A 23,365-nucleotide genomic window follows, 5' to 3' on the forward strand; every position below is an offset into this window, starting at 1 on the left:
TTTCCATAAAGTCGGCGTCGACCTCATTGTCTTTGGTACTTGCTCAGCTACAAGGAGGCCACGGACGTGGCGGTGAACGCCGAGGACCCGGGCCCCACCCCCATCGAGGTGCCGGACGAGAAGGGGCGTTGGGGATCCTGCTTCTGTTCGCGGACCATCCCAACCTCGTCCAGGCGTGCGGGTATGGGTACTTGCCGGACAAGGCGAGCGGGAATGTGTACCTCGTCCTGGACTACGTGGACGGCTGGACGTTGGCCGAGTGGATGGAGCGCAAACACCCCAGCGTGCATGAAGTCCTCTCCGTGTTCGTGAAGATCGCCGCCGCGCTGGCCTACATGCACAGCCGGGGCGTGCTTCACCGCGACTTGAAGCTCGCCAACGTGCTGATCCGCAAGGGTGACGGAGAGCCGATCATCATCGACCTGGGAGGCGCGAGCCACGCGCTGGCCGACGACTTGACCGAAGAAGGATTGCCCCCGGGAACGGATCGCTCTCGGGCACCCGAGCAGTTCAAGTTTCTACGCGAGCACAAAGAGGAACACCGGGCGCGGTACGCCTTCCAGGTGTCAGACGAAATCTTCGCTTACGGGGTGATGCTCTATGATCTGCTGACGGATCCACGGCCCACGGAAGAGCGCCCTCGGGAACCGCTCAACCACAACCGCCGCACGCCCGAACCCGCCCAAAAGCTGGTTGGAGTTCGCCGTGCCCCGTCTGGCGGGGCGCCGATCCGACCGAGAGGGACAGCTTCGTTATTAAGTTGGGCTGACCAATGATTGTAGCCGAAGCGGCAAGTCCTCGCCTGCCGCCCCAGCACCCGCTTACTGCAGCAGGTAGACCGAGAAGCCGACGGTATTGCCCTGGATGCCGTCCGCCTGCACTGCCACGGCGTAGCCACCGTTGGCCAGACCGAAAAATGTGTACAGCCACCAGCCCTCGGCATCGGCCGTCACGCTGACAGCCTGCACATCACCGCTGGCGACCTGGGTCAGTGTCAGCAGCACCATCGCGCCCGGCACAGCAGTGCCGTTCAGCGTCACGTCGCCGCTTTGCAGCGGACGGCCCGGTTCGCCCGGCGCCATCACCACCGGCGGCACGGCGTCGCGGATGGCGGCCTGCACCGCCCCCGCGCTGGCGACGGCGAAGAACGGATCGCCGCTGGCCGGGGAGTGCAGCACGGCGCCATAGTGCAGGCCCTGGTGCAGGGTATCCTGCACAGCCTGCACGCTGACCAGTTGCGGCACATCCCAGTTCGCGCTGGTGAATGTCAGTTGCGCTGGCGTTACCTGAAGCTGATTGTCTGGCTTGACCGTTACCTTCACGTCGGCGCTCGGCTGGCGCGATAGAGAGACGCCATAAGTCGCCGCAATGCCACCTTCGGTAACCGCGACATTGTTGGTGCTGAGTACAACCGCGGCCGGGTCGCCGTAGTCGAGCGTGGCAATATGCGGCGCACTGGTGAGCTGGTGCGTGTACATGGTGAGGTAGCGGCCATTGTCGCTGAGCGATGGATACTGGGTGAACCAGGTGCTGATCTTCGAGGCGTAGCCACCGCGCGCGGCGCGCGCCAGCGTATCGTAGACCCACATGGCAACCTTGCCGTTCGGCGTGGAACGGCCATAGTAGGCGACGAAGCGGCCGTCCGGGCTGATGCTGCACTGCTGGGCGAGTTGGGAGCCGTATGAGAAGCTGATGCGCTCCGTGGTCGCGGCCGCGCGGTTACGCACGTAGATATCGTAGTTCTGGTCCGCTTCCCCGCCCGGGGACAGGATGGGCGCGGTGGACTCGAAGGCCACGATATTGCCGTCGCGGCTCATCGACATCTGGCGGCTGGTATTGTTCGGCGCCGGCTGGCCTGCGGTATTGACGTCGATCCTTTCGTTCAGGCCGGTCTCGCGGTCATGCACCCACAATGCCGTGGCGCCTGCCGTACTGAGGCTCTTGTAGCCGATGTAGCGGCCGTCGTCGCTGATGCTCAACCGCTCATACAGGCCCGTAAAGTTAGCATCCGGCGCGGTGGTTGCGGTGCTGGTCTGCGTCACCATGTCCCACACGTACAGCTTGCTCGGGCTGGCGGCCGTATTGCCTTCCACGCGGTAGACCACATAGCGGCCGTTGTAGCTGATGCCGGCATAAGCCGTCTTGTTGATTTTCGGGTAAGCGGTCCAGCTTGCGCTGGCGACCTTGAGCGTCACGCCCAGCTGCAGGTCGCGCACAAAATAGCCGGAAGGATAGCTGGGCGGCGAGGTCAGGCCCATCTCGGGCGCAATCGAGGAGAACAGCACGTAGCGGCCATTGCCGCTGATCACGGGCACGCCGCTCTTCGGTGAGGACGGTGCGCCGGACGGGGTGATGTCGACCTGCTGCATCGCCTGCGTATCGCGGTCGAGCAGGAAGATATTGCCTTCGCTGGAGCCGCTGACGTTGGCAAGGCGGAACACACTGTAGCGGCCGTCGCCACTGATTACCGCGACGGGACGGAAAGAGGAGATGGCGGTGACCGGTGTCAGCTGCGTAGGCACGTCCTGCGCGGCGGCGACGCTGGCGAACAATGCAGCCGCCAGCGCCAGCGGCGCAGAGATGTACTGCGAATTCAACATGGATACATCCTTTGTCATGGCAAGGTAAATACCAGTGGCTAGCAAATTGCAATCCTAATATAAGGTTGCATCTTGCGCATCGTACCACGAATTGCCATGTGGCAACTGGGGCTGCTTTCTTGGCAAGACCTCGCCGTGCCCCGTCGTTAGGGAGTACCAGCCGGGCAGTTCCGCCTCAATGTGCGTGCGCAGGGACCTGGTCAGAATCGTCCTGCGTTCAAGTTCGTGATCTTCAAGTTCCACGTGCCGATGCCTTCGGGCGGCAAAACGAGCGCGAGGACCAAGGCATTGATGTTGTTGTTGTTCATCCTTCCGTAGTCGTAGCCAAACCACGGCTGCCCCAGGGCTTGGATGAACGCTGAATTGAAGCTGGTGGCCGGGTAGTCCAATGCGTACGTGCCGTTGGAAGACCAAAGCACCATATTGCCGTAAGGGTCCTGCTTGTACAGCCAGTAGGCAATGTGCGTGTCATTGACATGCATCGTGAGGCGATACGTCACGCCGTCTTCAAAGAACTTGTCGGCATAACCGTCGGCACACTTGACCGCACCCTTCGAGGGGTCGATGCGCTGTGCCGGAGGGAGGTTGCGCTGCATGGCCCCTTCAGCGGAATTGATGACCTTGGTTTCAAAGAAGATGCGAGCTTTGTCCCACGGGGCACCGCAGTCACCCCAAACGCTGTTGCGCCCCAGGAAGATGCCTTTGCCCTCTGCCGCGTACGCTTCAACCCCGTCGTCCATCTGGCCTGCTCGCATGAAGATGGGCAGGTGGGCCCAGCCTTGGATGGCCGAGTTGGTATTCCAGGGGCTGCCAAAAATATTGGTGCCCACAAAGTCGAAGGAGACCCACTGCGTTCTGCCTGAACCTCCGTAGTTCACTTGATAGCCGAGATCGCTCGTCGTCGTCCTCCCGTACCTTCTGAGTCCGGCCGCAGCAACGTAGCGGCCATATCCATCAAAGCCGAACTCCACCGAGGAACTCATCAGGGTGCCAATCACGCGCTTGTCGTCGACCCAGAAGCCGTATTCTTGACCAGCCTGGGCCAGGGCGGACCACGTACTCGCAAGCAGGAACAGACATCGAACCATGAACAGTTTCATCGATATGCCTTTCTGGGTTATTGATCTGCCAGGGAAGTGGCTCTCCTCGAAGAGCAAGGGGTGGGCCAATACCCAACCCCGCGAACCCAGGTTCGCCACGAAGCGAGGCTGGCCGAGTTCGTCCTCGGGACGCGTCCACTTTGGAGCGGCCCGTCCAGTCCTCCGAAGGAGGCTTGATCAGTCCTCCTCCGAGTCATCAGCTGTTGTGCTTGGAAGCGCAGGTGCCGGAGGCTCGACCTCTCTGCTTAGAGGGCCAGGCAGCGCTTGCCCCATGCCCTGCTTGAGCATCTGCGGTGACGACCGCTCAATCCAGGCGTTGATGACCTCCTTGGCTTGCCAGTCCTCCAGGAGCTTCTGCCCCTTGAGGGTCCCAATCAGTTCCAGAAGCTGATTCGTATTGAGTACCTTATCGCGCCGACCCTCGACGAACTCCGTGGTGAATTGCTCCCGCACCAGGGGATCCATGTCCACGCGGATGCAGGTGTCGATGATCTTCAGCCCGACATCGCTGAGGGCAATCTTCTCATCCAGCGCATTCTGGCACTCCCGCTCGGCCTGCCTGCGGAAATCAATGGCGAATTCCGCGGCGATTCCCAGCAACCGCTTCTGGATCTTGCTCAAGAGGAAGGCGCGGATGTCCTGAAGTCCCTGGCTCAACACCAAGATGGGATCCGACACCTGAATCTGCAGGTCGATCTTGGCCACGAAACAGAAGGGCTGCGTGGCGCTCGGTATCTCCATGACGAGACTGGAAGTCAGGATCCGCTTGTCCACGACCGCGAAGTCGTCATACGTGCCGAGGAGACGTTCGCCGACCGAGAGGTTCGCGCGTTGCAAGGGAACGAGCGTTCCATCCTTCTTCCTCGCGATCAGAGCCCCATAGGCAGGAACCTGAGGGAGCTCTGGATTCTGGCCCACTTCGAGCTTCTGGTTCCTGAAAGGCACGAGAATTGGCTCAAGGTCCGACATGTTTCACTCCAGGGGTTGATGGGGTACCAACGAGCAGTACAGCCAGTTCCTCCGCGAGCCCGACGCAGCGCCGGTCATGCAGACGTAACTTCATGTAGGTTGCGAGACGCTTGCGATCCTGACCCTGCTCGTTGTCGGCAAGACCAAACCCAGACATGAAGCGCCGCAAGGTGTCCTCGCGGCGAGGAGCACCGTGGGCAGCTTCGACCAGGTTCAGCAAGCGCTTGATCACGTGCTCCCGGCTGTCATCCCCTTCGGGGCGGCGCATCGCCAAAGCCATCAGCAGGTTCGCGCTCCGCGACACCTCTTTCTTCTCGCTCATGAAGTCCAGCAGGGCCGCTGAAGGGATCACCAACAGGAGCGCGAGCGCGATCAGCTCTCCCACGCTCTTCCATCCCCGCAGGTTCTCTCCTTTCCTCGTCCACTTCTGGCACTGCTCCAGCAACATCACGAGCGTGTCCGCCGGGCGATCGCTGTTGGATACGAGCCGCGCGAGCACAGCCACCACCAGCCGGACTTCCTTGGAGCCCACGCGCTTCACCCGCTCCCGAAGCAACTGGAGCGTGCGCTCGTGGTTCTTGAGACCCCACGGTTGGGTGAGGACGCTCATGGCGGTCATCGCAAGTGCGTCTTCCGGAGGAGCCTTCAACCAGTTCCGCACCACCTCTGTTGCAAGCGAGGTGGACTCAACGCTCATCTGGCTGAAGGACTCGAGCGCTTCCGCGACAGCCTGACGGGAGGCTGCGTTCTTGGACCGGGCCCACGGCGTCAGCAGGTTCTCCAACGCGTCCAGGAAGTCCCGATCCGCCACCAAGGCGGCCGCTCTCCCGAGGTTCCTACTCATGAGGAAGTTATCGCCAAGACCCAGATCTCGAAGCCACGCGAGCAGCGTCTCGCGAGCGTCGACGAAGTGGCGGACGGCCACGTCGTAAGCCCGCGCGATCCAAGCCTCATTGCGCACACGGACTCCCTCCACCTTCAGCGCCGTCCTCCCGAACCTGAGTGAGACCGGCTGGATGTCTGCCTCGATACGGCTGACCAGCTCCTTGAAGCGGGTACCAAAACCGCCAGGGGCTCTCTTGTCTGACTCACCCTTGCCCTGCAGACGGCGCTGGAGGTCTCTCGCCGCGTCCACGACCATCGACCATGGCATTCCGTCCAGGACGGCGGCCGCCAGCAGATGGCACCGAAGCTCCGTGGACTCAACCTTGTCGAACCATTCCAGGAGCGTCTGTTCTCCACTCCTCTTCATGCGCTCGAGAAGCCTGTCGAGCTCCTCGCCATCCCGGATCACCGCCGTCAGGCCGGTGGCGAGCCGGGCGATGGTGGAGTAACTCGTCAGCTCGGAGAGAACTCCCCGGACGCTCTCGTCGCGCAGCAGCCTGTCAGCCTGTTCAGGATCGCCTCCTCCCCCGATGAGGTAGCGCAACAGCCTTTCCAGAATGACGTCGGGTGGGAGAACCCAACCCTCGTGAACCAGATCATCGATCGCTGGCTGACCGGTGGAGTGCCTGACGATCAGAAAGGACGCAGCCTCTCTGAGCTTCTCGCTGAGCAACCTGCGATCATGCACGGTTCCGGAGCTGCTGCCCGTCACCTCCACGGTGTAACCGACGCCTGACTCGAAGGTGTATTTCCGCAATCGGCTCCAGCTCTCCACTCGCTCCAGCTCGACAATCCGTCCCTCATCGCTGACGACACGGTGCAGCGCCGCGAAGGCAAGCTGCATGGCGCCGAGATCGGCCGCGCCGTGGACGACAGTCACGCAGACACGCCTGAGGCTCTCCACGATCTGGCCCAACCGAGCGTCCTCGTCCAGGAGCGCTCTTGCACAGAGAACACTCTCACGCTCGACATAGACGGTGAGAGCGTGGAGCGAGCGCTGATGCGCCTCCGTGCCCTTCACGTCACCATTGGCCATGTTGACACCGCTCATCACCCCCGTGTTCACAACAGGGTTGACGAGGAACATCTGGAAGGAGCGCTCGTCACCGTCGAACAACTGAGTCCCCGCGCTCATCAGCGACTCGAGGATCTGGTTGGCCGACGAACCCTGCGGCTCCGTGAGTGGGTCAGCCTTCGCTCCAGGTGGAGGGAGCTCTCCCTGGGAGGAGATCAGGTCGTTCGGGTTCATCGCTGCCTCCTCGGCTTACTGCCAATGATGATGTCGCCTGCGGAGATGTTGACGTCCTTCATCGTCCCACTGTTGTGGATGTCCCCGACTCGGGTGAGCTTCACTGGCCCCTCGAAGTGGTTGGAGGCTTCACTCACCGGCTGCGGCGGGTTCTCGCCGGCCGACGGTCTCGCGGCCCTGGCTCCCACTCCTTTTCCCCCGAGCAGCATCGCGATAGGGAAGTTCTCTGTTGCTGTATCGAAGAAGGGCGTCTGCTCTCTGTGGATGGCCTGGGCACTCGCAGGGACGGCCTGGCTCAGGTAGGTCATCAGGTCGGAGAGACGAACGACCGACTCACCCGGCAGGCTCGCGGCGCCCTGCAAAGCCTCGATCAGGTGATGCGTATACAGGCTCGATGTTCCATCCAAGCGCGTCCAGGACTCCTGAGCCCCCAGAGACGAACTGAAGATTGCCCGGCCTGCTCCCTCCTTCAGCGCACTGATCAACTCCTGTGGAGGTGCGAGGGACTTGAGCCCCGCCGGAGGCCTCAGCGTCGGCCCCCCGCTCTTGGAGGTAGCCATTCCGCCTGCGTGGCAGCAATCCAGGATGGTCAGGAGCCGCCGGGCCTGGATGGCCCGAAGGGCGTCCGTGAAGTCCTGATCACGTATCGCGGATCCGGGAACGTCCGAGGGGTCGATGTCGTGGGGCAGAAGGAAATAGGCACCCGTGGGTTCCCGCCACCCGTGGCCCGAGAAGAAGACAATGATGGTGGCTTCGTGATCACTCTCGGCCTGCTGGGAGAGCCACGTGAGGCCCTCCATGATGGCTTCACGCGTGGAGCCCTCATCATGGAGCAGCCGGATGTGATCTTCCGAGTAAGCGCAACGAGCTGGATCCGTCAGAACGGACCGCAGCAATTGGGCATCCCGGCTTGTCACGGGCAGCGAGTAAGGGGCGTAGTGTGACAACCCGACCCCAATGAGCAACGCATATCCATGTGGGAAGTGTGTCGTCATGTCGAAGCCCAGCCCTCAGCAAGGAGCGGACCAGGACACTTTCCCCGATGAGCAGATGCGCTCTCCCTCGAAGCTCACGCGGAAGGATGGCGGCTCACGATGGCCGGATTCAGCCAGTTGGACATCGGGCTGGCCGGATCCGGCCAACCCGGTGTCACCGGCCTGGCTCTGGGGGCGTCTCTGACAGGTCGTTTCCGTCCAGGGGGTGCTGCTTCTCGACCCGGCGCTCGATGACCTTGCGATTCACGCCCAGCAGCCGCGCCGCAGCGCTCTTGTTGCCTTGGACCCTCGCCAGCGCGCGAGAGATGAGCGCCTGCGCCATCAGGTCGAGCTTGTCAGCCATGGGGAGGGCGAGCACGGCGTCCACCAGGGCATCGATGGGCGCCTGCGCCTGGATCGCTGAACGCTCCCGGCTCGCGAGCGCCTCGAAGGATTTGGGGGTGATGATCTCCTCCTCGGAGATCACGGCCAGGCGCTCCACCATGTTGCGGAGCTGGCGCACGTTGCCTTGCCAGCGGGCCTTGCGCAGCATCTCGACTGCCTCGGGGGAGAACTGAAGCGGGGGTTGCTGTTGACACGCGAAGTGCTGCAACAGTTCGGGGATGTCATCCCGGCGCTCCTCGAGTGAGGGGACCACGATCTCCAGGACATGGAGCCGGAAGAGGAGATCCTCGCGGAACAGGCCCGCGCGCACACGGTCCTCCAGGTTCGCATGCGTGGCAGCGACGATGCGGCCGAGGAACTTCTCATCCGTGGTGGCGCCCACGGGCTGGAAGCGGCGCGTCTCCAGCACGCGGAGCAGCTTGGACTGGAGCGGCATGGGGAGCTCGGCGATTTCATCCAGGAACAGGGTGCCCTTCCCCACCCTCTTGAAGACGCCCTCGTGGCGCCGCTCGGCTCCGCTGAAGGAGCCCTTCTCGTGCCCGAAGAACTGAGACTCCATGAGTTCACCGGGGATGGCCCCACAGTTGATATCCAGCAGGGGCTCGTCCGAAACAGGCCCGAGCGCATGGATGGACTGCACCACCAGCTCCTTGCCCGCCCCCGTGGGCCCGACAACGAGCACGGGCCGATCCGATTGCGCGACCCGCTGGATGAGCGCTCTCAGCCGCTGCGAGGCCTGCGAGCTGCCCACCCACTTCACCTTCTCAGACGCCACGCGTGCCCGGAGCTCGAGCACCTCCTGCTCCAACCGTTTCCGCTCGCGCAGTTCGCTGAGGATGGGCTCCACCAGCTCCGCGCAGAGCTCCTCTTTGAGGATGTAGAGGTACGCGCCCATCTTCATGGCCGTCCGCACCTCCGTCATCCGCTCGACATTCGTCACCACGATGGGCACGGTGTCCGTCCGCTCGCGGAGCTCCTTCACCAGGGTCAACCCATCCTGGTTGAAGTGGTCCTCCCGATTGAGCCGGATGTCCACCAGCGCGACATCCGGCGCCGCACGCGCCACCTCCCGCCGCGCATCCTCCAGGCTGCCGGCTTGGACGATCTCCATGCCTTCGAGGCCCGCCAGGATGTTGGAGAGGATGAGCCGCCCGCTCCGCTCGTCATCGACGATCAAGACCTTCATGGTTTCTCCTGTGAACTTTCGAGGGGGACGACGTGGGCCTGGGGCACGAAGATCCGGAAGCAGGTCCGCCCTGCTTCCCGGTGGTATTGGATGTCCCAGGAGAAGTCCCTGACGATGCGCTTCGAGATCGCCAGGCCGATCCCCATGCCACCTTCCTTGCTGCTCACCGAGTACTGGAAGAGCCGCGAGGTGGCTTCCTTCGGTACCCCCTGCCCCGTGTCCCAGACCTCCAGCAGGAGGCTCTCCTCCCCCTGGAGACTGCGGACTCCGACCCTTCCCTCCTCCCCGGCTGCCTCGGCGGCATTGCGCAGAAGGTTGGAGAAGAGCTGGACCAGAGGATCCGCATCGGCGATCACCCTCAGCTCCGCCGGCACTTCCACCTCTACCTGGATGCGCCGGGTTCGTAGCTGCTCCCGGATGAGGCCGAGCGCTCTCTGAACGGGAGGCAGAACATGGGTCGGCTCCAATTTGGGAGAAGGCAACTTCATCCTGCGCAGCGCCTGCCGCATCCGCTCGAGGCGCTCGACTTCGTCACGCCCTGTCTCCACGTCCTCATGGCTGAGCGGAACCTTCTTGCTGATCTGCTCGAGGAGGTAGCGGATGAAGCCCAGCGGGTGACCGATCTCGTGGGAGATCTCCGCGCTGAGCAGGTCCAGGACCCGCCGCTTCTCGTCCCTGGCCGTCTCCAGCTCTAACCGTCGAAGTCGATCCACCTCCTGGAGTACCTCCGCATGATGGAGCGCCACCGCGCTCAGACTGGCCATGGTGCCCAGCAGGGACAGATCATCCTGCGTGAAGAGCGCCGCCCCTTCCTTGGGCGCCACCATCAGCACTCCGCGCAGCTCGCCCAGTGAGCACATGGGCACGAGCAGGTGTCGCTGCCACGGATTCTCGTCCGTCCAGACCTGCACTCCTCGGGCCAGCCGCTCCCGAGCGTTCGAAGGAAGCTTCTCCACCTCGGCCAGCTCCCGCGGCTCGATCACGCGCGCCGTATGCGTTGGCAACCAACGCTTCACCAACCCCTGCACCGTATCCCGCACCTCGGCCATGTCCCGCAGCAAGACGATCTGGTCGCTCAGCCGCTCGATGGTGGGACGAAACTGGTACGCGGCAGGAAAGAACAGCCTCCGAGAGGCGCCACGCGCCCAGAAGCTCATCACGCAGAACAAGAAGAACCCCACGCAGAAGGCCACCGTGGCGTGCTTCTCGGGGGTGCTCTCCCGGATCGCCGTGTACGTGACGTAAGCCCCCACCAACGACACGATCAGGATGCAGAACATCGAGCGAGAATCGCGGTCTGCCTACCTCGGGGTGCGCCTCGATCACGACCGGCCGCGCAGCGGGCCATGAGGTGAGGCGCTCACCCGTGAGGATCCGGCTGTCCACTCCCACGTAGCCCGTGTCGTCCCCGGGGTTGCCGCGCTTACGGGAGAGGATGGGCTGGACGAAGCGGCTCGGCACAGCATGCGCATCGGCGAAGGGAGAGACATAAAGGGACTCCGCCCCCAACGAGGGGAAGGGAACCCAGCTCGAGGGCAAGGCATGTCCCCCTCCCTCTTCCCCGATCAGGGGACAGACAATGGCGAGATCCTGGAGCGCGAGTTCCTCAGGCCTGGGCGGCTCGGCAATCTCTCGCTGGAGGTAATACCCACGGATCTTGTGGAGAAGCAGGCTGCGCTGTGTCGACATGTCTCCTCCAGGAGTGAGGCCAGGGCGTAGCCGCCCAGATCGGAATCGAGGGAACTGCCTTCGGGATGAAGCCGGCTCACGGCATCGGCACGGTCCGCGAGCCATCGCGCAAAGCGCTCGAAGCCCCCTTGCCGCGCGGGGCTGGCCGCGGCGCGCGTCAGCCACACGCCTGCGCGAAAGAGCTGGGCTCGTGGGACTCCGAGCGCGGCGGGGATGTCCACGCCTCGAAGCGCGGCATCTTCCGGAGCATCGACCGCATCATCCAGGCACTGCAGCCCCAGCATCAGGGCGAAGGTGGCGTGGCGAAAGAGCCGCGCACGGCCGGGCTCGCATGAGAGGTGCAGCAGAGTGTCACTGGCGAGTTCCGCCCAGCCCAGCTTGAGCAGGACCAGACGGGCATATCGTCTGGGGCTCAGTCCGCGCCGGGACAGGGCGGTTCGCTCGAGGGCCACCCCCAGGCGCCATGCACGCATGGATTGGGAGATGGCCTCCTCCGCCAACACCTCGTCCTTTGTGAGTTCGACGAGGCTCCGCTTCCACTCGGTGCACAACCGCTGCGCCAGCGCCATGAACTCGGGTGAGGACTTCACCTGGTGATCAGCGATCCGATCCACCAGCACTCCGTAGAAGCAGGCGCAGTGATGGGCCCTGAGGAAAACCTCCAGCGTCCGCTCTTCCATGGCGTGCCCAGCCACGAGAGCGAAGCTTGGAAGATCCCGGCACGGCTCAAGCTGGAACACCTCGTCCCAGCGCGGTACCTCTCCCCGAGCCATGCCCACCTCCACAAGCAGCCGAGAAGCCAGGGGCTGCATCGAGACGGGAAGGTCTCGGACAACGCGCGCGTAGGTATCGTCCATGGAAGAGGGCATGGAGGGCTCGGGGCTCACCAGACGCAGTCGGGGTGGATCCAGGGCGCGATGTGCGCGAAAGCCGGGTTGTCCACGAGGATCTCCTTGAAGCAGGCGAGCTGAACCGCGCTCAAGCGCACAGGCTTGTTGATCAGCCTGGAGAACTCCACCTCGAGGGCCTTGCCGCTCTCCGGACGGGTCGTGTCGTACTGGGCAGCGGCCTTCTGGACATCCTTCAAACGGCTGACGTAGTCACCCTGAGTGCTCAGCAGGGCCTGGTAGATGACATACAGCTCCGTAGGCGGAGAGATCTCGTCGTGTGACTGTGGCGACTTGACTGAGGCATTGGCAGTGCGCGAGCTCATGTGACTCCTTCGGGTTGCGGGGTGCATTTCGTCATCAGCAAGCGCCATGCCTCCACCGCCTTCCGTCTGAGCGAGCGGAACGAGTGACCGAGCACTGGACGAATCCGGCCAGGGCTCGAAGCGAGCAGTGGACGGGGACGGCCAGGGGAAGGACTGCTGGGGCTCCTGGCCCAGGGGCTGAGCCGCCCGGCATGATTCACGCAAGATCTGGAGAGACGAGGCTCCTTCTCAGCGGAGCCAAGGAGCCGACAGATGCTGGACCCGGAGAGAATCCAGAAGCGGTTGGAGCGAGCGTTGGCTGGACGGGAGCTTGCCGACATCTTCCCTCGGAGCAAGGGCATCGCGGGATTGGATGCGGGCGTCAGCTTCATCATCGAGCACGCCCAGAGCGCCGTGAGGAAGATCCGGGCGCAGGAGCAACCCCTGGCTGAAGAGTTGGCGGCACTGGAGTTGGGGATTCGCCTTGCCCGCCCAGCCATCCGTGTCGTGAACGGCCGACTGGGCGAGAATCCGGCCCTGAAGCTCACACCCCAGGAGCACGCTGCCGTGGAGGCCATGCTTCCAGGCATTGCCCTCATCGAGCTGAGGAGCCAGGGCATCGCCACGGGCTGGCAGGTGAGCCGGCGCGTCCTGGCCACCAACCGGCATGTCTCCCAGTACCTGCTTCAGCATGCCGCGCTCGAAAGAGGAGAAGCCAGCGCTGGCTTTGACGCGGACGGACGCCCGCGCCGGGCGCCCTCCATTCCCATCAAGAAGGTCCTGGCCTCACACCCCACCTACGACATCGCCTTCCTCGAGATGGAGGGGGACGGGCCTCTCGAGCGAGGCCTCCCCATGGCCCGGACCCCGGAGCTGCACCCTGGGGCAGAAGTCGTGGTGATAGGCCACCCGACCTCTGCCACGGATGCTACCTACTTCGCTCGGGCGATCTTCGGGCAGGAGCCCTACGTCAAGCGCGCTTCACCGGGAGAGATCCTCTCCATCAAGGACATGGAGCTCCAACACGACTGCAGCACCCTACGTGGCAACTCCGGCTCCCCTGTCATCGATTGCCGGACCGGCCAGATCGTCGCCATCCACACCTCCGCAGCCCCATCCCACTGGAACGCAGGGGTCAGCACGAGCGCCATCCACGCGGACAACACTCTCCAAGAGTTGGTGATGGCGTGGACGTAGAGCATGACCGGAGAGGAGCGCTGAGAAGCGACGTTGACGGCGCTCCTGCTCCGGGCCGTGCTCAGCCCTGCTGGTGGCTCAGGGAGTCCAGCAGCGCCAGGAGAAATCGGCGCACAGCGTACCCTTCGAAGTCTTCCACGGGATCAAGGGTCGAAGGAAAAACCTCCAGTGCGCTCTGGATCATCGTGAGTGCCGACTGCAACCCCTCCGGGCCTGAGGTCCTTGGCATCTGGTCCAGGAGGAAGGCGGTGTTCACCAGGTTCGCCCAGCGGTTTTCATTTGCCATCTCTTCGCTGCTCCCCATGGCCACAAACACAGTGCGTTACGGCGTATATACCTCCGCCGTCAGCGACGAACCGAGAAGAAGAAGGTCGACTCGCAGTTCGGGCAGTACTCGATGGTGGCCGCGGCTGGGTTCGCACAGTCCCAGCCCTCCGACCGACGGAGGAACTCGAGCGGCTCATGAATGAAGAAATCCCCCTCGTAGCGACAGATCCCCTCGCGCTTGAGCATCGCGTACACGGGAGAGATGCTCAGGAGGTGCTTGGAAGTCTCACGCCGCCAGCCGATCCGGAAGTCCAGGGGAGGACGTGGCGGTGAGCGCAGGCCCCACCACGCCACGGCCTGCGTGATCGCCGCGAACGTGAGGGTCACGACGAGCAGACGCGTCCGGAACATGGGCAGGTACCGAGGGACGAGCAACGCTCCCGCGTAGAAGAGCGCCATGGTCAGCAGCAGGTAGTGTCGCGCCGATTCCCTGGCGGTGAAGAGCGGGAAGCAGGCGGCGTAGACAGGGAGGACAATGGCCCAGAACCCACCGTGGGCGTCCGTGGCCTCCGCCCAGAAGGTCTGGACCGTGCGAACGCACGCGACCGCGACCGTGCCGAGCACCACCGCCACGAACGCCAGTCCAGCGATGCGCAAGCCCAGCGGCGGGACATACCCGAACAGCCGACGGTAGAGCACGTCGTTGCCGAGGACACCCGAGAACCCAACACCATGCATGATCACGAAAGGCACCAGGGCCGCGAGCCACCAGCGGCGTGACCTGCGCCCAAGCGACCCCTCTACTCGTCCGGAGCGCCACGTCTGAACCGCCCGGAGGAGGCGCTCGAGTACCGGCTCCAACACGACCCAAAGCCCGGTGGCGAGGAATGGCAATGCAACCAGAGCCACCAAGACAAAGGTGGAGTGGCTCTGAAATGCCTCATCGCCCAGCTTCCACTGGAGGACACAGGCCACGAGCACCACGGCCATGCCGAGCGCATTGAGCTGGAAGAACCGGGAGGCGGGAGCACCGGCCCGTCCGCTCCAGGCGAGCACCGCCGAGGCCAGGGCGAACGCCAGATTCCACGAGACGAAAACAAAATGATTCAGCGCGCCCACCATGCTCACGGCGAAGAACAGGTACGCCGCGAGGGCGCTCGGACTGCCACGGACGAGAAACACGTGCGCCACCGCGGCGAGGCACGCCAGACCGAACAGGTTCCAGGCCATCACCTCCCAGGCGATCCGCGCCTCCAACAACAGGAGCAGGGACGTGCAGCTCAGCGCCAGGAACAGGCCCGCGGAGCGCGTCGAGTGACGGAGCAGCAGGGCGAGCAGAATGCCCAGCCCGGCCAGGTTCAGCGCCAGCCCCGGCAACCGAAGCGACTCCACGGAAGCCCCGCGCGCCTTGAACACGAGCGAGAGCAGGTACGGATAGACGCTCCCCGCATAGAACCGCATCCCGTGAAGCGTGAAGAAGCCGCGCTCGGTGTGCTCCAGGGCTCGAAGCCCGGTCCACGCCTCATCCCCGTGCAGTCCGGGGAAGGAAGCGAAGCGGTAGAGCATCATGACGACGGCGGATGTCCCGAGCACGCAGAGGAGAGCGGTGGAGAGGACTGCTCGGGTGTTCATCGAACCTTGGCCGCTGAAAGAGAGCCCAACGATAGGGCGCGCCCCTTCAGCCTGTCGAGATTCGATCCTGATTCACCACGGAGAGGCTCTCCCCCACGGCGAGCACGCGCAGGGGCTCTGGAGCCCAACCGCGCCGCTTCCACTCCGCCTCCAGACGCCGCGGAGGCTCGTCGAGCGGCTCGTCCGTGAGCTTGAAGGTGCCCCAATGCATGGCGAGGAAGCGCCGGGCGCCGAGATCCTCGAAGGCCTGGACCGCCTCCTCGGGGTTCATGTGCTGCGTCACCATGAACCAGGCCGGCGCATAGGCCCCGATGGGCAGCATCGCCGCATCCAGGCACGGGAAGCGCGCGCCAATCTCGCGGAAGCCCTCGAAGTAGGCAGTATCTCCCGAGTGGTAGAGGCGCGCGCTGGAGCCCTCCACCACGAACCCGCCCCAGAGCGCGTCATTGATATCCGCCAGCTTGCGCCGGCTCCAATGCTGGGACGGAACGAAGTGCACCGTCACTGGCCCCACCTTCGTGGACTTCCACCAGTCCAGTTCGACACAGTCCAGGCGCGGGTGCTGGAAATAGCGTGCCATTCCCAACCCCGACACCACCGGGGCGCCCACCTGGCGCACGGTGGGGAGATCCAGGTGATCATAGTGGTTGTGCGAGACGAGGCTCGCGGCGATGCGAGGCAGCTTGTCCACCGGAACGCCCGGAGGAACATTGCGCCGGATGACGACGCTGATGCTCTTGCTCAGCACCGGGTCGATGAGCAGGGAGATGCCATCGAGCTGGACCAGCCAGCTCGCATGCCCCAGCCAGGTCAGGCGAGCGCCCTCACCAGGAGCAGGAGGCGTGGCGAGCGTGGCCAGATCGGGCTCTCGATGAGGCACGGGGACGCGCTTCGGGCTCTTCTGCCGCTTTCCTGTCAGGCGCTCGCCCACGGCCCACTTGAGCACCTGGTCGAAGGGGGGAGGCCCGCTGCCATCGAGGTTCTTGAAGCGCAACATGCCGGAGTCCTCCTGTCCCTGGGTTGACCCACTCAGCCACTTCTTCTCTGAAGGGAGAACCCACCGGCGCACGTTGTGACGGCGTCCGTCCTGGGGACGCCAGACTCCCCCGCGGACAGGCGAGACAGCACCTGCTCCTCGCCGTAAGACTTCCTTCCAGATCCCATCACATCTCCCACGGCCTGCATCTCTCCTGATGCACCGCTCGAACAACTCTTGCGAAAGCGAAAGGAACAAGCATGCCGCGGACGATTCATGTGGTCGGGGACCGGTTCACCCACTTCGCGCAAGCCAACGCGAACGTCATCACCATCACCCAGCTCGAGGAGAAGCTGGTACGTGGAGAGCTGAGTGAGGAGATGACAATCCTCGTCGGCCAGGGCATCCAGCACGAGCGGCTGCAGCGCATGCAGGCGATCTGCTCCCACCCGGAGTACGCCTCGCGGATCTCGCTCCTTCCCCCGCCGGAAAGCCAGCGGGCCGAACCGCGCTTCACCCACAAGAGGCTGCCCTGCAACGTGATGATCACCCTCCCCCAGCAGGTAGGCGAGAGCCTGTACAGGGCCTGGCTGATGGTGGACGACGAGTGCGCGGAGATGAGCGACCACCTCACGGGACAGCACATCCAGGGCATGGTGCTGGCGGAGGCGGGCCGCCAGATCGTCGTCGCGGTGGCGGAGAATTTCCTGATCCACAATGAGCCGGGCAGCACGAGCTTCTTCGTCATCAACGCGTTCGACGCCTCCTTTCACTCGTTCGCCTTCCCGGTCATTACGGAGATCGAGTGCAAGCTCCTGGACACGCGAATGGGCAAGCGCGGCACGCTGTCGAGCGCAGCGGAAATTCGCTTCATCCAGGGCGGAGAGTGCGTCACGAGCGGCACGGCGAAGTTCTCCGCGTATGACTCCTCGTTCATGCGCGTCCGCGAGTCGAACAAAGCCCGGCAACTGCTCACGCGAGCCGAGTCCTCCCCTGCTTCCACTCCCGCTTCCTAGCCCACGCGAGCAGAAGCCTCGACAGGCCGCGGCTCCCTCCCTGGGTGCTCGCGGCCTGTCTCTTTCCCCCTTCCGAGTCCACGGGTGAAAACCATGTACGCCTTCTTCGATGTCGATGGGACGCTGCTGTCCTTGAGGAGCATGATCAGCTTTCACGCCTTCTACTGTCGGCAGGAGTACCGCCCGAAGGGCCTGGGCTCGCTGAGGACGGCCGGTCTCGTCACGCGACTGGGCGTGGCAGCCCAGCTCGGCCGAGACCGCCTCTTCCTGAACCAGGCCTTCTACCGCTCCTTCCGAGGGTGGACTCAGGCCTCCGTCCGTGCTCGCGCCGAGGAGTGGTTCGAGTCCATCAAGCGGCGTGAAGGGCTTTGGCTCACGCCCGTGCGCCGGGCCCTGGAGGAACGCAAAGCCCAGGGCTATCTGCCCGTGTTCGTCTCCGGCTCCCTGGACGAGATCCTGGTTCCCGTGGCCCGGGAACTCGGCGTGGCGGACTGCCTCGCGACGCGCCTGGTGCTCCAGGATGGGCGCTACACCGGCGAGATCGAAGGTCCCCAGATGATTGGCCAGGGCAAGGCGGACGCCCTGCGCACGTTCCTCGCGGAGCGGGAAGCGCTGGCGTCCGAATGCTTCGCCTACGGAGATCACTTCACGGACGTGCCGATGCTCGAGGCGGTCGGCCATCCGGTCGCGGTGGTGGGGCATGCCCGGCTCGCCGAGCATGCCCATCAGCGGGGCTGGGAGTGCCTGGCCACCTAACCGACGTTGACCATCAGCACCATCAGCAACGTGGTGAAGAGCATCGTCATGTGGGTCTGCTGGACCTGGGGCATCCTCAGCCAGTAGCCGAACCACAGACCGCCGCACAGGAACCACAGCCACAGCACGACGAGCACACCCAGCCCCAGGTTCACCGCTGCCGTGGCATGGGCGAGCGCCTGGGCATTCTCGGGCCCCCAGGCGGCGATTATCAGCATCACGGCTCCTCGCCACATGAGCACCGCTGCGATGATCTGGATGATGGTGGCGATGTAGAACGATCGCTTGTGGGCATGAGGCGAGGTGACGGCCCGCCGCCTCAGCTTCGCTCCCAGGTGCGGTGCATTCTCGATGGGGTCCATGCGCATCATCTGGCCAATCATCGAGATGTTGGTCGCCGGATCCATGATGTTGTTGATCACGGCGAGGGTCAGCCAGACCGAGACGCCCATCAGGATCACGATCTTGAGGAAGAGGGGAATAAGGATAGGTGTCTCCAAGCCAGGTCTCCTTGTGTGGACTCGATCTGGATGGAGCCCCCTCACCCGGCTTGTGAGCCCCTAACGTGCCAGCCCGAGCCCTCGCTCCTGGACGCTCTGGGATTGCTTGGGCGTGATCTCCACCTCCACCCGCTGCCCCAACCGCAGCGGCGTGGCCTCGTCGAAGGCGATCTTCACCGGCAGCACCCGGGTATCCACCGGCCGCCCGGGGTCCTGCGGCTTGAGATGCCGCTCCATCAGCGCGTCGGGGATGTCCTCGACGGTGCCCTTCCACGAGTCATCGTAGCCCTCGGCGACGATGGTCACGGCGGAGCCGAGCGCGACGCGGCCCGAGTCGAACTCATCCACCTCGGCCTCCACGCGGCTGCGCCGGAGGTCGGCGATCTCCACCAGCGGAGCTCCCGCGCTGACGATCTCACCCTGCTCCACCATCCGGGAGATGACCACTCCGTCGATGGGAGCCACGATTCGCGTCTTCGCCACGGCCACCTCCATCTTCCGTACCTGCGCGATGGCGGCCTCCCGTTGAGCGCGTGTCGAGTCAAGCTCGTGCTGGAGGTGCTCGAATGCCTGCACCGTCACCGCGCCGGCCTCCTTCAAGGTCTGGTTCCGTTTCACATCGGCCTCGAGCCGGTTGACCTGGGCCGTCGCCTCGGAAACGCGCGCCCGGGCCTCGCTCAGCGCCGCGCGGGGTTCGGATGCATCCAGCAGCGCAATCACCTGCCCCTTGCGCACCTGGCTCTTCTCCTCCACGCGGAGCTCCCGCAGCACCCCTTGCACCTCGGTGCCGACGGTCACCTGCGCACCGGGGTAGCTCGTGATGCGGCCTTCCGCGCGAATGGTGGCGGGAGGAACGAACTGCGCCGCGGGCGCCGCCTCGGCGGGAGCGGCGGGCTTCCGTTGCTGCACTCCGAACAGCAGCGCCGCACCCGCGCCAGGCACGAGCAGCATGACGGACAGCCTCTTCTTCATCCCTGAGAGCTTCATGCGTCCTCCCTTCAGCTGGCCAGGTGGCCGTCGGAGATCTTGAGCACCCGGTCGGCGACCGTGCGCACCTTGGGGTCATGGGTCACGATGAGCAGTGCCCGGTTCTCGCGCTTGGCCAGATCATGAAAGATGTGGAGCACCTGGCCGCCCACCTCGGAGTCCAGGTTGGCCGTGGGCTCGTCGGCGAGGAGGATGGGAGGCTCGCCCGCCAGGGCCCGCGCCAGCGCCACGCGCTGCTTCTGCCCGCCCGACATGTCTCGGGGCAGGAAGTTCAGCCGGCTCTCCAGGCCCACCGCGCACAGCACGCGCTCGGCCTCCTTGCGCGCGTCGCTGCCTCGCACGCCCTTGATGTTGAGGGCGAACTCCACGTTCTCGACCGCCGTGAGCGCTGGGAAGAGATTGTACTGTTGGAAGACGAAGCCCACCGAGCGCTTGCGCACCTCGGGCAACTGCCGGGGCCTGTGCATGTCCACTTGCTTCCCCTCGATCTTCAGAGATCCGCTGGTGGGCGTCAGGATGCAGCCCAGGATGGACAGCAGCGTCGTCTTCCCCGAGCCGGAGGGCCCCTCGAGGGTGACGATCTCCCCCCGCTCCAGGGAGAGGGAAGCGCCTCGGAGCACGATGACCGTCTCGTGCCCTTCCTGAAACGTCTTGGTGAGTGTCTCGGCTTCGAGCACGGGCATGGGTGCCTCTCCTCAGTTCCGGAACACGAGCGCGGGATCGATCGAGGCCACCTTCCGGAAGGAAATCATCGCGGCGGCCAGGCACATGATGAGCGTCCCGAAGAAGACGACGACGATGAAGACCGTGGGGATGAACAGCTCGATGCCCACCTTGGTGATGAGCGAGCGAACGGCCAGCGAGGGGATGATGCCGAACACGAACCCGACCAGCGCGGAGATGACCGCCTGCCGCGCCAGGATGCTGTAGATGACCCGGTTGCTCCCCCCAATGGCCTTGACGGTTCCGAACTCCCTCAAGTGCTCCATGGTGGAGGTGTAGAGCGTCTGCGCGACCACCACGACTCCCACCAGGCAGCCGAGAAAGACCGTCATCGCCATGTTGAAGCCGATACCCGTGCTCTTGATCCAGTAGTCGCGCGAGCGGGCAGCCCACTCGGCGCTCGTATAGACGTCGTTGTACGGCAGGCGCCGCTGGATCTCGGCGCGCACCTGCTCCAGGTTGGCCCCGGGCGCCAGCTTGACCAGGATGTAGGTTGACTGATCGTGGTTGCCCACGGGCATGAGCCGTTGGGCGAGCTCGTAGTCCATGAACGAGATGGGCGTGGTGGTGAACGAGCGGGCCTCCTCGGTCCGGCCGATGATCTTCAGCCGGGTGCCCAGCACCTCGCGGTACTGCCCCACGGCGAAGGGGCCGAACCGCCGGATGGCGGATGAATCGAGGAAGACATAATTGCCACGCCGCAGGTCCGTGATGTTTCCCTCGGTGATCTGCCAGGGGAAGTGCCACGCCTCGTAGTTCTCGAGCGCGTAGACGAGCGTGGCGTCCTGGGCCCCGTTGGGCAGGGTGAGATCCATGAAGGTGACGATGAGGTTGTCTGCCCGAGCGACACCTGGAACGGAGCGCACCCGCTGGGACCAGGACTCCGGGAAGGAGTGCGCGAAGTCCACGTTGGGGGTGTTCTTCGATGTCACCCACAGGTCGGCCCCGAGATGATCGATGGTGATGGTGGCGTTCTTCAGCAGGCCCATGAACAGACCCACCTGGACGAGCACCAACGTCACCGCGAACGCCACGCCCGAGATGGTGATGATGAACCTCAACTTGTCATGCAGCAGGTTCTTGCGGGCCAGATCCACCATGAAGTCACTCCTCCCCGAGGACCGCTCGCGACGGCCAGGTCCCATCCAGCACAGAGAGCCCTTGAAGCGAATGTGACGGCGCGGCTCCCTCGTGGCTTCCCTAAGCGCTCTCCTGGTAGACGGACGTGCTGGCGACAGGTGGGAGCGCCTCCTTGTTCCGAGAGCTCCTGACAGCGAGCGTGACCTGAGAGAGGAGCTCGGAGCTCAGCTGGATGACATGACGAGGCTCGTACCCCTGAGCCGCCAGCAGGCGGAAGATCGTACGCGCGAGGATACGGACCGCCCGCTCGTACTCTCCGCTCTTCCTGAGGCGCTCCGCGAGTTCGAGACCTTGTTGGCTTCTCCGCAGTGACATGGGCGCCCCGTGCTTGGGTTTCTGAAGGGGCAGAGTCCAGGGCCCGCCACTGTGACCGGCGTCCTAGGTCCAGAGACCGAGGAGGAGGCCGATGACCGCTCCGCCGATGCCGCCCGCCGAGATGATGTGGTACTCGCGAGCGATGATCCCGTGAGGGATGCTCACGAGCAGGCCCACGATGAGCCCGGTCAGCCAGAAGGGTGTCCCCAGCGAGACCGCGGCGATCAGGAATCCGATCGCCGCCCGGCTCGTGAAGGCGGCCAGCATGGCCCGGCGCTTGTGTTCGACCTTCCTGGGAATCTTGGTGACGATGATGATGAGCCCGAACACGCTCCCCAGGAGCGTGCCCAAGATGAGTGGATTCATGGTCCGACCCTCCCGATCCGTGGCCTCGGGGCCACCTGTTTCGAGCAGGGCAGAGTGACTCCGAGGCGTATGTGACGCCCCCTGAATCTTTTATGCGACGTCCCGCGGCGACAAGTGTCACTCAGGCGCTTGCGCGCATCACCCAACCTGCAGCACCGCCTTGCCCGGATAGTCGCGGTCCTGAAGGCGCTGCGCCATCGTGCCGATCTCGGTCCAGTTCGCCTCGGCTCCAATGAGCGGCTGAAGCCGGCCGTCGGCGATCATCGTGGCAAGCCGCTTCAGGCCCACGCCGGCCGGCTGGCGCAACAACTCGTGGAACAGGATGAACCCGTAGAGACTGGCGCCACCCGTTGCGTAGAACTGCGCCAGGTTGAACGTCGTCGTCGGGCCGGCGGTCTGGCCATACGCCACGGCGTGCCCATCCTTCCCGAGCAGGCCGAGCGCCTCCCCCAGCAGCGCACCCCCCACCCCATCGAACACGAGATCGAACGGGCCGCGCGCGGCGCTGAGGTTCTCACCGACCGCGACGCTGTGCGCGCCGATGTCCCTCAGCCGCCCGGCGCGTGCCTCACTGCGAACGTGGGCCGTGACACGTGCCCCCGCGGCCCGCGCCAACTGCACCGCGAAGTCTCCCACGCCGCCGGACGCTCCGGTGATCAGGACCGACCGCCCCAGCAACCCGCCGGCACGCTCGATCCCCATCAGCGCCGTCAGCCCCGCCACCGGCAGCGTCGCCGCCTGCGAGAAGCTCACTTCGTCGGGCAATACCGCGAGTGAATTCGACGGTACCGCGACGAGCTCCGCCCACGCGCCCGAGGGCATGAAGCCGACGATCCTGCTCCCCTTGGGCGGGCCCGAGCCGTCCGCCGCGGCCTGCTCGACGGTCCCACTGAGATCCCAGCCCGGTCTCCACCCCACAGCGGCCGTCTGGCTGCGACGCACCTCGCCGCGGTTGAGCGAGATCGCCCGGACACGAATCAACGCCTCGTTCGCCGCGGGCGCCGGCGCATCCACCCGGGTGAGTGCCAGCTTCGCGGGAGCCCCTTCGGTCACAACCACTGCCTGTATCGAGGCCATCATGCCTCCCAATGATTCATCTGGAGAATTGCAACCTACAATAGCGCCTCCACCGCCAGACGCCTGGGTGTAGAGCGCCGACGTCCGGGCGCGGATAGACTCCCCTCTCAGGGGAGTCCCGGCCGAGCGATACAAAGCCACCGTCAAAATCCACTGTTAGAATC

Annotated in this window: 21 protein-coding genes and 1 pseudogene; 4 read left to right on the top strand and 18 right to left on the bottom strand. The window is 64.6% G+C overall.

All coding sequences use genetic code 11. From position 1 onward, the window contains the following. Positions 1-5: 5 nt before the first annotated feature. Positions 6-686 (top strand): annotated as a pseudogene (locus KY501_RS32320) (serine/threonine protein kinase); the annotation flags it as partial. 135 nt (positions 687-821) lie between these two features. Here KY501_RS32320 and KY501_RS32325 read toward each other — a convergent pair. The 9 genes from KY501_RS32325 to KY501_RS32365 all read right to left on the bottom strand — a co-directional run bounded on the left by KY501_RS32325 (position 822) and on the right by KY501_RS32365 (position 12,270). Continuing rightward, complete coding sequence (locus tag KY501_RS32325; RefSeq protein WP_224367526.1) at positions 822-2,600, bottom strand: hypothetical protein; 1,779 nt, start codon at positions 2,598-2,600, stop codon at positions 822-824. A gap of 200 nt (positions 2,601-2,800) precedes the next feature. After that, positions 2,801-3,700, bottom strand: a complete 900-nt coding sequence (locus tag KY501_RS32330) for a hypothetical protein (protein ID WP_224367527.1) — start codon at positions 3,698-3,700, stop codon at positions 2,801-2,803. A 177-nt stretch (positions 3,701-3,877) separates the two neighbouring features. Further along, positions 3,878-4,669, bottom strand: a complete 792-nt coding sequence (locus KY501_RS32335) for a hypothetical protein (RefSeq protein ID WP_224367528.1) — start codon at positions 4,667-4,669, stop codon at positions 3,878-3,880. Further along, positions 4,656-6,803: a hypothetical protein gene (locus KY501_RS32340; protein ID WP_224367529.1), complete on the bottom strand. Its 2,148-nt coding sequence runs from the start codon at positions 6,801-6,803 to the stop codon at positions 4,656-4,658. Before KY501_RS32340 ends, KY501_RS32335 begins: the two co-directional genes overlap by 14 nt. Further along, positions 6,800-7,798: a caspase family protein gene (locus tag KY501_RS32345; RefSeq protein WP_224367530.1), complete on the bottom strand. Its 999-nt coding sequence runs from the start codon at positions 7,796-7,798 to the stop codon at positions 6,800-6,802. The genes KY501_RS32340 and KY501_RS32345 overlap by 4 nt, the downstream gene beginning before the upstream one ends. 154 nt (positions 7,799-7,952) lie before the next feature. Next, positions 7,953-9,368 (bottom strand): sigma-54-dependent transcriptional regulator, encoded by a 1,416-nt coding sequence (locus tag KY501_RS32350; protein WP_224367531.1) that lies wholly within the window; start codon positions 9,366-9,368, stop codon positions 7,953-7,955. Then, a complete protein-coding gene (locus KY501_RS32355; protein WP_224367532.1) occupies positions 9,365-10,648 on the bottom strand; it encodes a sensor histidine kinase in 1,284 nt (427 codons plus the stop codon). Before KY501_RS32355 ends, KY501_RS32350 begins: the two co-directional genes overlap by 4 nt. A gap of 285 nt (positions 10,649-10,933) precedes the next feature. Continuing rightward, a complete protein-coding gene (locus tag KY501_RS32360; protein WP_224367533.1) occupies positions 10,934-11,926 on the bottom strand; it encodes a hypothetical protein in 993 nt (330 codons plus the stop codon). Positions 11,927-11,940: 14 nt separating this feature from the next. Beyond that, entirely contained in the window at positions 11,941-12,270 is a 330-nt protein-coding gene (locus KY501_RS32365) for a hypothetical protein (RefSeq protein ID WP_224367534.1), read from the bottom strand. A 252-nt stretch (positions 12,271-12,522) separates the two neighbouring features. On the opposite strand from KY501_RS32365, the gene KY501_RS32370 reads away from it, so the two are divergent. Next, complete coding sequence (locus KY501_RS32370) at positions 12,523-13,446, top strand: trypsin-like serine peptidase (protein WP_224367535.1); 924 nt, start codon at positions 12,523-12,525, stop codon at positions 13,444-13,446. A gap of 61 nt (positions 13,447-13,507) precedes the next feature. Here KY501_RS32370 and KY501_RS32375 read toward each other — a convergent pair whose 3' ends face one another. From KY501_RS32375 to KY501_RS32385, 3 genes are read right to left on the bottom strand one after another with little or no spacing between them, the layout of a single operon-like run. Continuing rightward, the gene (locus tag KY501_RS32375; RefSeq protein ID WP_224367536.1) at positions 13,508-13,750 is read right to left on the bottom strand and encodes a hypothetical protein; all 243 of its coding nucleotides are present in this window, start codon (positions 13,748-13,750) and stop codon (positions 13,508-13,510) included. 41 nt (positions 13,751-13,791) lie between these two features. Beyond that, positions 13,792-15,345, bottom strand: a complete 1,554-nt coding sequence (locus KY501_RS32380; RefSeq protein WP_224367537.1) for a hypothetical protein — start codon at positions 15,343-15,345, stop codon at positions 13,792-13,794. A gap of 46 nt (positions 15,346-15,391) precedes the next feature. Continuing rightward, positions 15,392-16,342 (bottom strand): MBL fold metallo-hydrolase, encoded by a 951-nt coding sequence (locus KY501_RS32385; RefSeq protein WP_224367538.1) that lies wholly within the window; start codon positions 16,340-16,342, stop codon positions 15,392-15,394. A gap of 239 nt (positions 16,343-16,581) precedes the next feature. On the opposite strand from KY501_RS32385, the gene KY501_RS32390 reads away from it, so the two are divergent. Together KY501_RS32390 and KY501_RS32395 are read left to right on the top strand one after the other, a co-directional pair. After that, positions 16,582-17,337, top strand: a complete 756-nt coding sequence (locus tag KY501_RS32390; protein ID WP_224367539.1) for an AfsA-related hotdog domain-containing protein — start codon at positions 16,582-16,584, stop codon at positions 17,335-17,337. 93 nt (positions 17,338-17,430) lie between these two features. After that, positions 17,431-18,093 carry an HAD family hydrolase gene (locus KY501_RS32395; RefSeq protein WP_224367540.1) on the top strand — a complete coding sequence of 221 codons (663 nt, stop codon included), beginning with the start codon at positions 17,431-17,433 and terminating at the stop codon, positions 18,091-18,093. On the opposite strand, the gene KY501_RS32400 is transcribed toward KY501_RS32395, so the two are convergent. The 6 genes from KY501_RS32400 to KY501_RS32425 all read right to left on the bottom strand — a co-directional run bounded on the left by KY501_RS32400 (position 18,090) and on the right by KY501_RS32425 (position 23,204). Then, positions 18,090-18,593 carry a DUF2165 family protein gene (locus KY501_RS32400; protein ID WP_224367541.1) on the bottom strand — a complete coding sequence of 168 codons (504 nt, stop codon included), beginning with the start codon at positions 18,591-18,593 and terminating at the stop codon, positions 18,090-18,092. The genes KY501_RS32395 and KY501_RS32400 overlap by 4 nt on opposite strands. Positions 18,594-18,653: 60 nt before the next feature. Further along, the gene (locus KY501_RS32405; RefSeq protein ID WP_224367542.1) at positions 18,654-19,580 is read right to left on the bottom strand and encodes an efflux RND transporter periplasmic adaptor subunit; all 927 of its coding nucleotides are present in this window, start codon (positions 19,578-19,580) and stop codon (positions 18,654-18,656) included. Between the two features lie 11 nt (positions 19,581-19,591). Further along, positions 19,592-20,263, bottom strand: coding sequence for an ABC transporter ATP-binding protein (locus KY501_RS32410; protein ID WP_224367543.1), 672 nt, complete (start codon positions 20,261-20,263; stop codon positions 19,592-19,594). 12 nt (positions 20,264-20,275) lie between these two features. After that, positions 20,276-21,403, bottom strand: coding sequence for an ABC transporter permease (locus tag KY501_RS32415; protein ID WP_224367544.1), 1,128 nt, complete (start codon positions 21,401-21,403; stop codon positions 20,276-20,278). Positions 21,404-21,821: 418 nt separating this feature from the next. Beyond that, the gene (locus KY501_RS32420; protein ID WP_224367545.1) at positions 21,822-22,124 is read right to left on the bottom strand and encodes a hypothetical protein; all 303 of its coding nucleotides are present in this window, start codon (positions 22,122-22,124) and stop codon (positions 21,822-21,824) included. 138 nt (positions 22,125-22,262) lie between these two features. After that, positions 22,263-23,204 (bottom strand): zinc-binding dehydrogenase, encoded by a 942-nt coding sequence (locus tag KY501_RS32425; RefSeq protein ID WP_224367546.1) that lies wholly within the window; start codon positions 23,202-23,204, stop codon positions 22,263-22,265. Positions 23,205-23,365: the final 161 nt, after the last annotated feature.

Source organism: Hyalangium versicolor, assembly GCF_020103695.1.
GTDB lineage: Bacteria > Myxococcota > Myxococcia > Myxococcales > Myxococcaceae > Hyalangium > Hyalangium versicolor.

Bases quoted from the DNA above. Each gene is read 5' to 3' on its own strand.
- KY501_RS32420 (WP_224367545.1), bottom strand. From the start codon at position 22,124: ATGAATCCACTCATCTTGGGCACGCTCCTGGGGAGCGTGTTCGGGCTC.
- KY501_RS32370 (WP_224367535.1), top strand. From the start codon at position 12,523: ATGCTGGACCCGGAGAGAATCCAGAAGCGGTTGGAGCGAGCGTTGGCT.
- KY501_RS32390 (WP_224367539.1), top strand. From the start codon at position 16,582: ATGCCGCGGACGATTCATGTGGTCGGGGACCGGTTCACCCACTTCGCG.
- KY501_RS32395 (WP_224367540.1), top strand. From the start codon at position 17,431: ATGTACGCCTTCTTCGATGTCGATGGGACGCTGCTGTCCTTGAGGAGC.
- KY501_RS32415 (WP_224367544.1), bottom strand. From the start codon at position 21,403: ATGGTGGATCTGGCCCGCAAGAACCTGCTGCATGACAAGTTGAGGTTC.
- KY501_RS32345 (WP_224367530.1), bottom strand. From the start codon at position 7,798: ATGACGACACACTTCCCACATGGATATGCGTTGCTCATTGGGGTCGGG.
- KY501_RS32360 (WP_224367533.1), bottom strand. From the start codon at position 11,926: ATGCCCTCTTCCATGGACGATACCTACGCGCGCGTTGTCCGAGACCTT.
- KY501_RS32330 (WP_224367527.1), bottom strand. From the start codon at position 3,700: ATGAAACTGTTCATGGTTCGATGTCTGTTCCTGCTTGCGAGTACGTGG.
- KY501_RS32335 (WP_224367528.1), bottom strand. From the start codon at position 4,669: ATGTCGGACCTTGAGCCAATTCTCGTGCCTTTCAGGAACCAGAAGCTC.
- KY501_RS32405 (WP_224367542.1), bottom strand. From the start codon at position 19,580: ATGAAGCTCTCAGGGATGAAGAAGAGGCTGTCCGTCATGCTGCTCGTG.
- KY501_RS32340 (WP_224367529.1), bottom strand. From the start codon at position 6,803: ATGAACCCGAACGACCTGATCTCCTCCCAGGGAGAGCTCCCTCCACCT.
- KY501_RS32380 (WP_224367537.1), bottom strand. From the start codon at position 15,345: ATGAACACCCGAGCAGTCCTCTCCACCGCTCTCCTCTGCGTGCTCGGG.
- KY501_RS32325 (WP_224367526.1), bottom strand. From the start codon at position 2,600: ATGTTGAATTCGCAGTACATCTCTGCGCCGCTGGCGCTGGCGGCTGCA.
- KY501_RS32425 (WP_224367546.1), bottom strand. From the start codon at position 23,204: ATGATGGCCTCGATACAGGCAGTGGTTGTGACCGAAGGGGCTCCCGCG.
- KY501_RS32385 (WP_224367538.1), bottom strand. From the start codon at position 16,342: ATGTTGCGCTTCAAGAACCTCGATGGCAGCGGGCCTCCCCCCTTCGAC.
- KY501_RS32410 (WP_224367543.1), bottom strand. From the start codon at position 20,263: ATGCCCGTGCTCGAAGCCGAGACACTCACCAAGACGTTTCAGGAAGGG.
- KY501_RS32350 (WP_224367531.1), bottom strand. From the start codon at position 9,368: ATGAAGGTCTTGATCGTCGATGACGAGCGGAGCGGGCGGCTCATCCTC.
- KY501_RS32375 (WP_224367536.1), bottom strand. From the start codon at position 13,750: ATGGGGAGCAGCGAAGAGATGGCAAATGAAAACCGCTGGGCGAACCTG.
- KY501_RS32365 (WP_224367534.1), bottom strand. From the start codon at position 12,270: ATGAGCTCGCGCACTGCCAATGCCTCAGTCAAGTCGCCACAGTCACAC.
- KY501_RS32355 (WP_224367532.1), bottom strand. From the start codon at position 10,648: ATGTTCTGCATCCTGATCGTGTCGTTGGTGGGGGCTTACGTCACGTAC.